Here is a 13,075-nt window from a genome sequence, read left to right on the forward strand (position 1 = left end):
TTTGGGCGTTGTGTTCTCGCCTAGCCCCCCCGTACCCCCCCCCGGGGGCGTTCCCCCCTCCCCCCCGGACCCTACACCCCCGCCCCCGACGGCCACCCCCGCGACTCGCCTTGGCCATAAATCGCCACTCATGACCCACCGGACCGGGCGGAAACGGCACCGCGATACCAGTACTCGAGGGTCAAGATGTGCCAGAGGTGTTTGGACCGGTCCTGCTGCCCGGACGCGTCTTCGTCGACGAGCCGTTGCAGGGCCTCACGTTGGAGGAACCCGGCCTTCACCAATTCGCCTTCGTTCGTCACCTCGCGCACCAGTGGCGCGAGGTCGCGGCTCATCCAAGCCCGCAGTGGTGCGCTGAACAGGCCCTTCGGCCGGTGCACGATCTCGGCGGGGAGGATCGAGAGCGCCGCTTCCTTCAGCGCCATCTTCCCTTGCCGCTTCACGATCTTCTTGTCGCCGGGGATCCGGAACGCGGCCTTCACGACCTCGATGTCGACGAACGGCGTCCGCACCTCGGTGGACGCGGCCATACTGGACCGGTCGGTGTAGGCGAGGTTGAGCCCTGGCAGGAACAGCCGGGAATCGGCGAGGCACATGCGGTTCACGAAGTCGGTCAGCGTGTTGTCGTGATAGGTGTCCGCGTGTTCGGTGATCACGTCGTCCACCGCGCCCGCGAGGTCCGGGTTCAGCAGCGCGACGAGCTCGGCCTGGTCGTACATCGTGTAGCTGCGCCGGAACGCGGTCTCCTCCGGCAGTTCCGCGAACGAGAGGAATCGTTTGGCGAACCGTACCGAACGGAATCCGCGCTTCGACGTCGCCACCGGCAGTCTGTCCACAAGGGACTCCACCGGACGCCGCACGAGACCGGGTACCCGTTGGTACTGAACGGCGATCTTGTTCGCGAGATGCTTGCGGTATCCGGCGAACAGCTCGTCGGCACCCATGCCGGACAGCATCACCTTGACGCCGGCCTCGCGGGCGGCCGTGCAGATCAGGTAGCTGTTGATCGCCGCCGGATCGCCGATCGGCTCGTCGAGGTGGTACGTCATCCGCGGCAGCAGATCGAGCACCTGCGGCGCGATCTCGATCTCGTGCAGGTCGACGCCGAACTTCGCGGCGACCTTCTTCGCGTACATCAGGTCGTCCGGCATCGCTTCGAACTTCGCGTCCTCGGCCCGGAAACCGATGGTGTACGCGGAGATCCCCGGCTGCTCACGGGCGGCGATCGCGGTCAGGTAGCTGGAGTCGAGGCCGCCGGAGAGGAACGTCGCGACCGGCACGTCGGCCATCAGGTGCTTGCGCGTGGAGTCCTCGATGACGGCGTTGAGGTCGAACTCGCCCTCGTACGCGGCGCCTTCCTCGGCGACCTGGCGCAGCGACCAGAACGTGCCGCGCTCGACATCGCCGTTCGGCCGGAACCGCGCCCAGCTGCCCGGCGGCAGCTTCTCGGCCTCGCGGAACGCGCAGCGGCCGTCCGGAACCCAGTAGTAGAGCAGGGAGGCGACGAGCGCGGTGTCGTCGACGGTCAGGGAACCGCCGAGTTCGGCGGCCAGCGCCTTCAGCTCCGAGGCGAACGTGACCCCCTTGCCGCGGCGCACCAGGAACAGCGGTTTGATGCCCAGCTGGTCCCGCACCAGGGTCAAGGCGCCGCTGCGCTCGTCGAAGACACCGAACGCGAACATGCCGCGAAGCCGGTGCAAGCCGTCGGTGCCCCACTTGCGCCACGCCTCCAGCAGGACCTCGGTGTCGGACGTCCCCCGGAACCGCACCCCGGCGGCTTCGAGTTCCTTCCGCAGCTCCGGCGCGTTGTACAGCTCGCCGTTGTAGGTCAGCGCGAGCCCGTCCTTGACCATCGGCTGCGCGCCGGTCTCGGTCAGGTCGACGATCGACAGCCTTCGGTGTCCTAAGTGGACTTCCCCGTGGTCGTACCGGCCGGAGCCGTCCGGCCCGCGATGGGCGAGGGTCTTGGTGAGCCGATCGGTGAGCGGGCCCCCGTCCGGCCAGAAGTAGGCCCCTGCGATGCCGCACATCTGCTTTCGCTCCCTAAAGCGCTTCGGCGTTGTCCGGTGAAACCGGCGCGAATCGTTTGGTCGGCTGATCGGCGTTGCCGAGTTCCTTGGCACGTTTGTACGGCGTCGGATGCCCGTTCTTCTTCGGGAACATCTCCAGCGGCTTCGGCATGGGCCGGGCGGCCCGGCCGCGTAACGCCGTGTGCAGGCCGTCCCACAGCGTCCCGTCGGTGTGGTCGCGCGGATCCGGGTCCACCACGACGACCCCGATGATCGGGATGTGCCGGTCGGCCAGCTGGCGGGCGACGGTGTGCAGCCATTCGGTGTTCGCGTGCCCGGTGCGGACGACGAGGATCGTCTCCTCACCGAGGACTTCGAGGTCGGTCCACGACGTCCCCGGCTCGACCGAACCGACGCCGATCCGGCGTTCCCCGGGAGCCAACGGCGTGTCTCCGCGCTCCAGCACCTGGATCGGGCCTTGGCCTGCCAGCTCCCGGAGGTTCGTCTTCGGCAGGTCGTCGACGAGCGACGCGGTCCCCTTCTCCGCCAGCTCGCGCGCCATGTCGACGGCGAGCGCGGCGGTGATCTGCCGGGCACCGAGGTCGAGCAAGGACACCGAACCGCCCTCCTGCCGGACGGCGCGGACCAGCGTCGCCGCGACCCGCTGCCGCCTGGTCACCGCTCGCGAGCGGCGCAGGAAACGCGGTGGCTCGGGCAGTTGCGCGATCACGGAAGCGCCGAGGTGCTGTGAGATCTCGCGGCGCAGCACCGGCCGGTCCTTCACCACACTCGTGACGGCAGCGAGCCCCAGCCCGGCGAGCAGTCCCAGCGCGAAGCCGATCCCGGCGTCGGTGGCGAGCGTCCTGAGGAAGGACTGCGGCAGGATCCGCGGCGCGTCGACGATCTGCGTCCCGGCGGCGACCTTCGGCGTGCCGATGCCCGCCTCCTGCGCGCGGCCGTCGTAGTCGGAGATCTTGGACGTCAGCTCCGCGCGGCGCGAGTACAGCCGCTCCAGCTGAGCGGGGTTGGCGTTGCGGTTCTTGGCCTCCTCGGCCACGATCGCCGACTCGATGGAGCCGAGTTCGTTCTGTGCCTGGTTGCGCTGGTCGAGCAGGGCCTTCTGCTCGGCAGCCGCGGCCGCCTGGTTGCGCGAGATGTACTCGGTGATGAAGGAGTCGGAGATCGCCTGCGCGCGAGCCACTGCCTCTTCGTTGGTCTTGCCTTTGACCGTCAGCTGGAGGACGTTGTTCGTCAGGCCCAGCCCCTCGTAGTCCTTGAGGAACTCTTCCGGCGCCTGGGTGCTGTTCAACTTCTTGAGCGCCTCGGTGGCGGTCTTCGTCGTCTGGAGCACGGCGACGTCGGTCCGCATCAACGTTCCGCTGTCGGTCGGCGAGTCGTCGGGGTGGACGACCAGGATCTGCGCGACGGCGGTGGGCGGCGACGGCAGGAACACCGCGACCAGCCCGCCGACGATGAGGCCGAGCAGGGCCATGGACGTCCACAGGCGGCGCCGTCTCCGCACCGAGACGACCAGCCGCTGCAGATCGATGAGCGGTTCGGACTTCGCTTTTTCGGCGCTGGTCACGCGGTACCTGCCAGTGCTTCGTGGTCGGCGGGGGTGGACGCGCCGGGCCGGGTTCGGGTCGGGGAGACGGGGCGGAGCAGCACGGTGCCCACGACGGTGAGCCCGGCGTCGGCGACGGCTTCGCCGATCCCGACCAGCTCCCACGCGGACCGGGAGCCGAGGCTCGTCACGACGAGGACGCCCTCGGCGTCGGCGTCTTCGACGACGGGCCGCGCCGGGGACACCGTCACCGTCGCGAACCACCGGCCGGCGAGGCGGGCGATCCGCTCGGCGGCCGCCTGCCCGGCGTGGTCACCGTCCACGGCGAGGACGAGCAGCCGCCGGTGCGGGAGCCGCGAAACCAGGCGCCGGTACTGGATGTCGGCGTCGATCTCGTCGGCGAAGACGTCGACCCGCGGGATGTTCCACGGCCGGTCGTCACGAAGGATCTTGGCCCGCAGGGTGGTTCCGGCCGGGCGCCGGTCCACGGCGTCGAAGGTGGCCAGCACCGGGCCGCCGACCGCCGCGGCGATCTCCTCGTCGTCGCGCAGCCGCCGGTCGGTGCGGGCGGTGAACAGATGCCCGAACAGGCCGATCAGGAAGAACAACGCCGCGCCGCCGAGGGCGAGCTGCGGCAAGGTGGGCGCGGCCGCCGCGGACGGCAGTTCGGCCGAACCCAGCACGACCATGTTGCCGAGACCGCTCGCCGTGTCGGCCGCGTTCAAGGTGGACATCGCCGACTCGATCGTCGAGCGCAGCCCCTGCAGTTCGGTGCGGAGCTGGACGCTCTCCACGGTCGTCTTGCCGTCGTTGACCTTCGCCGAAAGTTCACTGATCCGCTGGTTGGTCTGCGCGACCTGCTGCCGCAGCGTCTCGCGGCGCTCCTGCGCCAGCTGCACGGCGGCGTCGCCGGAACCGGCGATGATCTGCGTGGAGTACTTCACGAACTCCTGGGCGAGCTGGTCCGCGAGCCGCTGCGTCTGTTCGGCGGTGTCACCGGTGGCCTCGATGGTGATGACATTGCCCTGCGCGACCGACGTGGTCACCTTGTCCCGCAGGTCGGCGCCGGTCTCGCCGTCCCCGAGTCCGGCGGCGGCCCGGTCGAGCACGACCGAACTGGTCGCCACCTCGGCCTGGGTGAGCAGTTCGTCCGCCTCACGCGGGCCCTGCAGCAGCACGCTGGAGGTGGTCCGGTAGCCGGGGGAAAGGATCACCGACGATCCCGCGCCGACCAAGGCGCCGAGGAGGGCGAGGACCACCAGGGTCCGCCACCTCCCGCGCAGAACCTGTCCGATCATGGACAGGCGCACCGTGTCGTCACTCAAAGCCGGGATCTCCCATCGGCGCGGTTGGGTGTGGCATGAATCCCGTCGGACCGACCACGGCGTTGGTTACAGGATTGCCCCAGTCTTGTTCAAAACGCGACCGGGAAGCCGATCAACGGATCGCGGCCTCGTAGGCCGAGAGCAGGGCTTTCTGCGAGTTCTCCCAAGAGAGCGGACCGGCGACGCGCGCCCGCCCCAGCTCACCCATCGTGGTCCGCTGCTCCGGCGAGTCGAGCAGATGCGCGATCAGCTTCGCGAACTCCGGCTCGTCGTTCGCCGGCGCGTACAGCGCGGCCTCCCCGGCCGAAACCCGGGCCTCCCGGAGCTCGAACGAGACGATCGGGCGGCTCATCGCCATGTACTCCATGATCTTGTTCATGGTCGACACGTCGTTGAGCGGATTCAGGGGGTCCGGCGAAAGACAGACGTCGGCCGCGGACAGATAGCGCAGCAGGTCTTCATCGGAAATCCGGCCGGTGAACTCGACCTGATCGTCGAGCTTCAGCTCCTTCGACAACGCCACCATGGCGTCGAAGGCGTCACCGGAACCGATGAACACGGCGTGCCAGTCGGCGCGGCCGACGACGTCACGTAGCGACGCGAGCGCTCGCAAGGCGTAATCGACGCCGTCCTGCGGGCCCATCACGCCGAGGTACGCGAGCAGATGCGGCTTGCCCTTCTTCAACTCGGGCTCGACCGGGACCATGTGGAACCGCTCGACCACCGGCGCGCTTCGCACGACGAAGACGTCTTCCGGCGACTTGCCGCCGCGCTTCACGGCGACGTCCTTGTAGCTCTCGTTGGTCGCGATGACGACGTCGGCCGTCTTGTAGGTGCGGCGCTCCAGCGCGCAGACCGCGCGGTACAGGAAGTCCTCACCGCGGTCGAACCGCGAAAGGTACAGCTCGGGACACAGGTCGTGCTGGTCGAAGATGAACTTCGCGCCCTGGCGCTTGAGGTACAGCGCGACCAGGAACAGCAGGTCCGGCGGGTTGCAGGCATGCACGACGTCCACCCGGCCGACCTTGCGGGCGAGCCGGAGCGTGTGCCACAGCGCGGAGCCGTACTCCTGGACGTACCCGGCCGGGCCACCGGTGGCGGCCTTCAGCGGGTACCTCAGGATGTGGACGCCGTCGATGGTGACTTCGGCTTCGGTGTCCCGCTTCGTCCCTTGTGGACAGATGACGTGGACTTCCCAGCCGGCGTCCCGGAGTGTCTGGCACTCCTGCCAGACGCGGCGATCGAAGGGGACGGAAAGGTTCTCGACGAGGATGAGAGCTTTACCAGGCAAGGCCGACATATCCCTCTTCAGTCCGGCGCCGGTCGGCGTCGGGTACGCGGACGAGATCGACGATGGTGTGGCCGCCGCCCGCCGGGAGCGCCGCGAGGACCTCCGGATCGGTGCAGCCGATGAGGCAGACCTCGGCGTGGTCGACGACCTCGCCGATGGAACCGGCCAGCAGCTGGCCGAGATGCGGCAGCCTGCCCTCGATGTACTCGCGGTTCGCGCCCATCAGCCGCGAAAGGCTGACGTTGGCGTCGTAGATGCGGAGGTCGTACCCCTTGCCGAGCAGCCGCTCCGCCAGCTCGACGAGCGGGCTCTCGCGGAGGTCGTCGGTGCCGGGTTTGAAGGACAGGCCGAACAGCCCGACCTTGCGTTTGCCGGTGCGCGCGACCAGGTCGAAGGCGCGCTGGAGGTGTTCGTCGTTCGAGGGCAGCACGTGCGACAGGATCGGGACGGCGACGTCCGCGCGGTGCGCGGCGTGGACCAGGCCACGCAGATCCTTGGGGAGGCACGAGCCGCCGAAAGCGAACCCGGGGCGGAGGTAGGCGGGGCTGATGTTGAGCTTGCGGTCGGCGAGGAAGACGTCCATCACCTGATGCGAGTCGAGCCCCAGCGCACGGCAGATGGAGCCGAGCTCATTGGCGAAACCGATCTTGAGTCCGTGGAAGGAGTTGTCGGCGTACTTCGTCATCTCGGCCACCGGGATCGCGACGCGGAAGACCTCGCCGGGAAGCCCTTCGTACAGCGCCGCGACGACGTCGCCACTGGCCGCGTCGAGCTCGCCGATGACGGTCTTGGGCGGGTCGAAGAAGTCCTTGACGCTGCTTCCCTCGCGCAGGAACTCGGGGTTCACCGCGACCCCGAAATCGACGCCGGCGGTGAGACCGGACGACTTTTCGAGGATGGGGACGAGCAGGTCCAGACAGGTGCCCGGGAGCATGGTGCTGCGGAAGACGACGGTGTGCCGTTGTGTTTTGGTCTTGAGCGCTTCGCCGATTTCCTCGGCGACACGCTCCAGGAAAGCCGTCGAGAGACTGCCGTTGGGAGCCGAGGGGGTACCGACGCAGATGAGGGAGACTTCGCTGTCCGCGATCGCCTGTCTTACGTCGGTGGTCGCTCTCAGCTTGCCTTGGGCGACCACCTCCGCGGTCAGTTCCCCGATCCGCTCCTCGACCACCGGCGCCTTGCCGCTGGAGACGAGGTCGATCTTCACCGGGTTCACGTCCACCCCGACGACGTCGTGCCCGCGCCCGGCGAGGCACGCCGCCGACACGCAACCGACGTAACCGAGCCCGAAGACACTGATCTTCATGACGAATTCCTCCAGCCGCATTCCGCTGCCCGTTGGTCGGCAGGAGGACCGGGTTCGTTACCGGTGGCATGAGTTCGCCTGCTTTTGGCGGAATGCCTGTGCGGCAAGGGAATTACTCATCGCTCGAAGGGTGCGAAACGCTACAGGGAGCGCGTAAGGGTTTCGTCTCGATCTCCTGTACACGCCCGGGACGCCCTCGCGGTTGCCTTTCGGTAACGCCGGAATGTTCCGTGCTGGTCAATCGGACGACGCGGCTTTTAGGTTCGTTCCGTCAACGACGAGCACTTGGGGGAACATCGATGCGCAGAACCCTGTCACGGTCCGTCCGCGCTGTCAGCGCGCTGACCTTGGCCTTCACCGTCACCGGAGCGATGGCCGCGGTACCCGCGTACGCCGATCCCGGCCCGAACCTCAAGATCACGGCGGCCGTGCCGGAAGGGCGCTGGCTCCGCGGCGACCACATCCCGATCGACCTCAAGATCACCAACATCGGCGATGCCAAGGCGACCGAGGTCAGAGCCACGGGAAGCACCTATTCCGGCCCCTACTACGGCTTCGACCCGAACACGTGGGGCGACCTGGACACGAACGGCCCCGGAACCTCCTTCGAGGCGGGCGAGAGCCGGACCTATCGCGTGACCGGTTACATCTGGGGCGCCGAGGCGGGCAACCCCGTGGTGAGGATCGACTTGAGCGCCCCGGCCGACACCGACTACTCGGACAACAGAGCCGACGTCCCGGTGAACCCGATTCCGCCCGAGACCACCGAACGCGTCGCGGGTCAGGTCTACGGAGACAAGAACCGCGACGGCGTGCTTTCCCCCGGCGAGGAACTGGCCGGGCTCACGGCACTGGTGGGCGGCCCAGGGCTGTCGCAGCCGCTGTCGGTGGTCACCGACGCCGCGGGACGATTCTCCTTCGACGCGGTCCCGGTCGGCGTCACTCGGGTGCTGTATTTCCGGAACGACCCTGACGGCTGGCTGTTCCCGGAGGGCGATCTGATGCGCCTGGACGGCAGCGGCAAGTACCAGAACCTGAGCGTCCAAGGCAGGCAGCCGCTGGAAAAGGACCTTCAGGCGAAGATCGAATTCGACAAGGCGCGCTACGCGCCCGGAGAGACGGCCAAGGCGACGGTCACTCTCACGAACAGTGGCGCGTCCCCGCTTTCCGGGCTCTACGCGACGTGCAGAGACCCGCAAGGCACTGATATCGACCTGAAGATCCCGCAGGAGCAGTGGGGCGCCTTCGGTCCCGCACAGGCGGGCACGCTGGCCGCGGGAGAGCGACTGACCCTCACCCTGACCGGCCAGGTGCCCGAGAAGGCGCAATACTTCGGCAAGACCATCCTCGACTGCAACTTCAACGGCAAGACCTACCTGCGCGGCCCGTGGGTGTCCGCCGAAGCCACGGTACCCGGCAAGCGTGCCGATTCCCGAGGGCTGGCCTGGGTCGACAAGAACCGCAACTACCAGCCGGACGACGGTGAAGGCCTGCCGAACACCACCGTCACTTTGTCCACAAAGGACAACAAGCTGGTTTCGCTCGCCAAGACCGACGCCAAGGGATTCGTGACCTTCCCCAATGTCGCCGCCGGCGAATACGAGTTCCGTGTCGTCGGCCCATGGAAGGCGGTCGACGACTCGACCGTCCACCACGTCGCCCCGCCGTACGGCTGGGAGTGGTGGGTGCAGCTGGAACCGCGCTGACGCCCGGGATACCGGGGTTGCCCGTGAAGGACTCCTTGAGGGACCCAGGGTCTCTCAAGGAGTCCTTCACGGACCTGGAACACCTTCAGCCCTGGACGAACTTCGCCGCCAGCCCCTCCCCCACGGAGGTCGCCTTCCCGTGGTCCTCGGTCGGCGACACCTTCGAGTTCTTGAAGCAGATGTACGTGACGCCCGAGTCGACGCCGCCGTTCTTCGGGTCCGGGTTGATGCCCAAGGCTTTCGCGGTCGCGTAGGACGCTTCGCCGATGATGTCCTTCGGGCCCGTGTCACCGATGACGGTGTAGAGCACCTTGTTGTTGTAGATCACCGCGCACGAGCCGGCGCCCTTGAGGCCGGACTTCTCGAAGTTCCACGTGCCGCTGATGCTCGGCACGACGATGTAGGGCGTCTGGTCGGCGATCAGCGCCTTGCCGTCGGAGCGCGGGTACGCGGTGCCGTCCTGGAACCACGGGTCGGTGGTCTTGTTGCACCGCGCGGTCGGCTGCCCGTCGCAGTCGACGTCCATGTCGGCCTTCCAGAACACGGCGCCGCCCGCGTCGCAGACGGCGATGGTGCGGCCGGTCTCGTCGTCGGTCTTGTACTTGCCGTTCGAGATCTGTTTGCAGGCGGTGGTCTTCGCCAGCAACTGCTGAGCGGTCGGCGCCGCCTGTACCGAGGGGGCGGCCACGGCCGTCGCCGCGGGGGCCAGCCCCGCGGCCGCCACCATGGCCGAGAACAGCAGTAGTTTCCGCATACCGAGCACCCCTTAGTTAATAAGACTTCTTTACCGAGGATGCTCAGGATGCCGCCGTGCGCGATTCGGCTCAAGGGGCAGCGGGGTGTTGTTTTCCTGCTATGCAACGAAAAACGGTCAAAAGCGGGCAAGCCTGGCGACCCGCGCGATGACTCGTCCCGCTCGGCGGTACAGGCCGTCTCGTTCAGCGAGCACGCTGTCGAGCCACTCCTGGTCGACGTCGTGCCGCACCTCGACCCGCGGCCGCAGCCAGCCGTCGCGCGACGCCGCGCCGCCTTCGGTCGTGTAGACCCTCGTCGCGCCGGAACGCCGGAGCCTGCTGAGCACTCGCCGGTCGTAGGCGCCGAACGGCGGCGCGTACGCGCGTACGGGTTCCCCGCTCAGATCGGCGAGCAGCTTCGGCGCGGTTTCGAGTTCGCGCCGGGCGTGCCTGCCGTCGAGCCGCCGCCAGTCGCGATGTTCCCAGCCGTGCGAGCCGATCGACATCCCCGCGTCGACCAGTTTGCGAAGTCCGTCGGCGTCGAGGAAGCCCCGCTGACCGATACGGCCGGCCAGCGGGAAGAACTCCGCCGTGAGATCGCGCTCCACCAGCCTGGGGAGCGCGATCTCGACGTCGGAGGAGTTGCCGTCGTCGAAGGTGAGCCCGACGTCTTCCCGTCCGGCCACCGTGTCGAGCACTCGCTCGAACTGCTCGACGGTCACCCATGTTTCGTTTTCGCCCGGATCCAGCGCGCGCACGGGCCTGCCCACGCCGCCTATCGCCAGGATCACCATCCGCGCCTCATTCGGGACCGAGTGTGTTTCCCGATTAATCGAGTTGGCGAACGGAGTAGTTACATGATCCCGCAAGGTCTCCACGAACGGATTACTTGCGGATCTCCAGGGTGCAGCACTTCGGGCCGCCGCCCGCCTTCCGGAGCTCGGAGATGTCCAGGAAGACGACCTCGTAGCCGCGTTCGGTCAGCCGCGCAGCCAATCCGGTCGCCTCGACCGGCAGGACGACGTTGCGGCCGTCGGACACCCCGTTGAGGCCGAAGCACTCCGCGTCGGCCCGGTCCGCGATTACCGCGTCGGGGAACATCCGCTCCAGCACCTTCCGCGATCCGGCCGAGAACGCTTCCGGGAAGTAGGCGATCTGGGCGGCCGTGGTGTCGGTGGCCTCGGCGAGCACGAACAGCGCGGTGTCGAGGTGGTAGTAGCTCGGGTCGATCAGCCGCAGCGAGACGACCGGGACACCGAGGACCTCCTGCGCTTCGGCGTGCGCGGCCGGGTCGGTCCGGAAACCGGTGCCGGCCAGCAGGATCTTGCCGGTCCAGGCGAAGTCGCCTTCGGCCTCGTTGATCTTCTCGGGCATGGTGATGTCGCGGTAGCCGTGCTCGACGAACCAGCGGCGGAAGTGCTCGGCCTCGGCGGTGCGCTGCGGGGCGCGGAACCGCGAGCCGAGGACACGGCCGTCGACGACGGTGCCGGAGTTCGCGGCGAACACCATGTCGGGCAGGCCGGGCTGGGCGTCGATCTCCTCGACGGTGTGGCCGAGGCGTCGGTAGGTGTCACGGAGTTCGGTCCATTGCGCCATCGCGGTGTCGACGCTGACCGGGATGGATGGGTCCATCCAGGGGTTGATGACGTAATCCACCGCGAAGTACCGCGGCGGGCACATGAGGTAGCGGCGCGTCGTGGGTACACGGGGCTGCTGCTCCAGTTCCGGCATACCCGAAGGGTAAGGCTCACCTAATTCCGCAATCAATCGCTGTTCGCTGCGCGTATACCTGCTAAACATTGCGTGTGAACACCATCGACCAGCGAATCGTTTCATGCCTGATGGCCAACGCGAGGTCCAGCTACGCCGACATCGGCAAAGTCGTCGGTCTGTCCGCGCCCGCGGTGAAGCGACGGGTCGACAGACTGCTCGAAACCGGGGTCCTGCGCGGCTTCACCGCGGTCGTGGATCCCGAGGCGCTGGGCTGGGGCACCGAGGCTTTCGTCGAGATGACCTGCAACGGCAACATCACCCCGGCCCGGATCCGTGCCCGGCTGGAGCCGTTGCCGGAGGTCGTCGCGGCGTACACGGTGTCGGGCGCGGCCGACGCGATCGTCCACCTGCGCGCGTCGGACATCCACCATCTGGAGACCGCGCTGGAACGGCTGCGCGGGCTGGAGATCGTCGACCGCACGGTCTCCACCGTCGTCCTCTCCCGGTTATTGGAACGCCCGCCGACCCCCGAGGCGTGACACCCTCGGTCCCGTGACCGATCAGATCCGTTCCAGCCACGACGGCGGCGTCGCCATGCTCACCATCGACGCGCCCGCGACCCGCAACGCCCTGACCCTCGACCTGTCCGCGCAGCTGGCCGAGGCCGTTTCGCGCGCCGAAGCCGACGAAAGCGTCCACGCTTTGGTCGTCACCGGCGCGCCACCGGCCTTCTGCGCGGGCGCCGACCTGGACACGCTCGCCGACGCCCGGGAGGACGGACTCCGCGCGATCTACGACGGATTCCTCTCGGTCGCGCGGTGTTCTTTGCCGACGATCGCCGCGGTCGGCGGTGCCGCCGTGGGCGCCGGACTGAACCTCGCGCTCGCCGCGGACGTCCGCATCGTGGGACCGAAGGCGAAGTTCGTGGCCAGATTTCTCGATCTCGGCATTCATCCCGGCGGCGGGATGACGTGGATGATCCAGCGGCTCGTCGGCCCGCAGAAGGCCGCGGCGATGACACTCTTCGGTGAGGTCGTCGGCGCCGAAGCCGCTGTCGAATCCGGGCTCGCGCTAAAGCTTGTCGACGGCGATCTCGTCGAGGCCGCCCGTGAACTGGCGAAACCCGCCGTCGATGCTCCGCGCGACGTCCTTCTGGCGACGAAGCGCACGCTTCGGCACACCGCTTCACTGACCGACCATTCGGCCGCCGTCGACGCCGAGATCGAGCCGCAGCTGGCGTCACTCACCGCGCCCGCGTTCACCGAACGACTGACCAGGTTGCGAGCGGCACTGTCCGGCCACTGACCGGTCCCCGACCGGACTTCACTACGCTTGAAGGAGATACGGCTCACAATCGAGGCGTACAACTAACCGTTACCATCGGTAACAGATAAACCGGGAAACCCCCGCTCAGCGACGAGCTCAGG

General features: G+C 68.0%; 11 protein-coding genes. 3 read left to right on the forward strand and 8 right to left on the reverse strand.

Annotated elements, in window-relative coordinates:
* Window positions 1–128: 128 nt before the first annotated feature.
* From asnB to ACIHAO_RS11880, 5 genes are all read right to left on the reverse strand, one after another.
* A complete protein-coding gene (gene asnB / locus ACIHAO_RS11860) occupies window positions 129–2,030 on the reverse strand; it encodes an asparagine synthase (glutamine-hydrolyzing) (protein WP_396557001.1) in 1,902 nt (633 codons plus the stop codon).
* 13 nt (window positions 2,031–2,043) lie between these two features.
* Window positions 2,044–3,594, reverse strand: coding sequence for a Wzz/FepE/Etk N-terminal domain-containing protein (locus ACIHAO_RS11865; RefSeq protein ID WP_396557003.1), 1,551 nt, complete (start codon window positions 3,592–3,594; stop codon window positions 2,044–2,046).
* Window positions 3,591–4,871: an exopolysaccharide biosynthesis protein gene (locus ACIHAO_RS11870; protein ID WP_396557005.1), complete on the reverse strand. Its 1,281-nt coding sequence runs from the start codon at window positions 4,869–4,871 to the stop codon at window positions 3,591–3,593. The genes ACIHAO_RS11865 and ACIHAO_RS11870 overlap by 4 nt, the downstream gene beginning before the upstream one ends.
* A gap of 139 nt (window positions 4,872–5,010) precedes the next feature.
* On the reverse strand, window positions 5,011–6,198 hold the full coding sequence (locus ACIHAO_RS11875; protein ID WP_396557007.1) for a glycosyltransferase family 4 protein: 1,188 nt from the start codon (window positions 6,196–6,198) through the stop codon (window positions 5,011–5,013).
* Window positions 6,179–7,495, reverse strand: coding sequence for a nucleotide sugar dehydrogenase (locus tag ACIHAO_RS11880; RefSeq protein ID WP_396557009.1), 1,317 nt, complete (start codon window positions 7,493–7,495; stop codon window positions 6,179–6,181). Before ACIHAO_RS11880 ends, ACIHAO_RS11875 begins: the two co-directional genes overlap by 20 nt.
* Window positions 7,496–7,794: 299 nt before the next feature.
* On the opposite strand from ACIHAO_RS11880, the gene ACIHAO_RS11885 reads away from it, so the two are divergent.
* Window positions 7,795–9,201, forward strand: coding sequence for an SdrD B-like domain-containing protein (locus ACIHAO_RS11885; RefSeq protein WP_396557011.1), 1,407 nt, complete (start codon window positions 7,795–7,797; stop codon window positions 9,199–9,201).
* Window positions 9,202–9,286: 85 nt separating this feature from the next.
* On the opposite strand, the gene ACIHAO_RS11890 is transcribed toward ACIHAO_RS11885, so the two are convergent.
* The 3 genes from ACIHAO_RS11890 to ddaH all read right to left on the reverse strand — a co-directional run bounded on the left by ACIHAO_RS11890 (window position 9,287) and on the right by ddaH (window position 11,666).
* Window positions 9,287–9,955, reverse strand: a complete 669-nt coding sequence (locus ACIHAO_RS11890; RefSeq protein ID WP_396557013.1) for a glycoside hydrolase family 75 protein — start codon at window positions 9,953–9,955, stop codon at window positions 9,287–9,289.
* 117 nt (window positions 9,956–10,072) lie between these two features.
* Window positions 10,073–10,729, reverse strand: coding sequence for a polysaccharide deacetylase family protein (locus ACIHAO_RS11895; protein WP_396557015.1), 657 nt, complete (start codon window positions 10,727–10,729; stop codon window positions 10,073–10,075).
* Between the two features lie 91 nt (window positions 10,730–10,820).
* Complete coding sequence (gene ddaH / locus ACIHAO_RS11900; RefSeq protein WP_396557017.1) at window positions 10,821–11,666, reverse strand: dimethylargininase; 846 nt, start codon at window positions 11,664–11,666, stop codon at window positions 10,821–10,823.
* 74 nt (window positions 11,667–11,740) lie between these two features.
* Here ddaH and ACIHAO_RS11905 point away from each other — a divergent pair, with 74 nt between their 5' ends.
* Window positions 11,741–12,187 (forward strand): Lrp/AsnC family transcriptional regulator, encoded by a 447-nt coding sequence (locus ACIHAO_RS11905; protein WP_005151923.1) that lies wholly within the window; start codon window positions 11,741–11,743, stop codon window positions 12,185–12,187.
* A gap of 13 nt (window positions 12,188–12,200) precedes the next feature.
* A complete protein-coding gene (locus tag ACIHAO_RS11910) occupies window positions 12,201–12,953 on the forward strand; it encodes an enoyl-CoA hydratase (protein WP_396557020.1) in 753 nt (250 codons plus the stop codon).
* The last annotated feature ends 122 nt before the right edge of the window (window positions 12,954–13,075 follow it).

Origin of the sequence: Amycolatopsis sp. NPDC052450, from assembly GCF_044547565.1 — a bacterium.
Taxonomy (GTDB): Bacteria; Actinomycetota; Actinomycetes; order Mycobacteriales; family Pseudonocardiaceae; genus Amycolatopsis.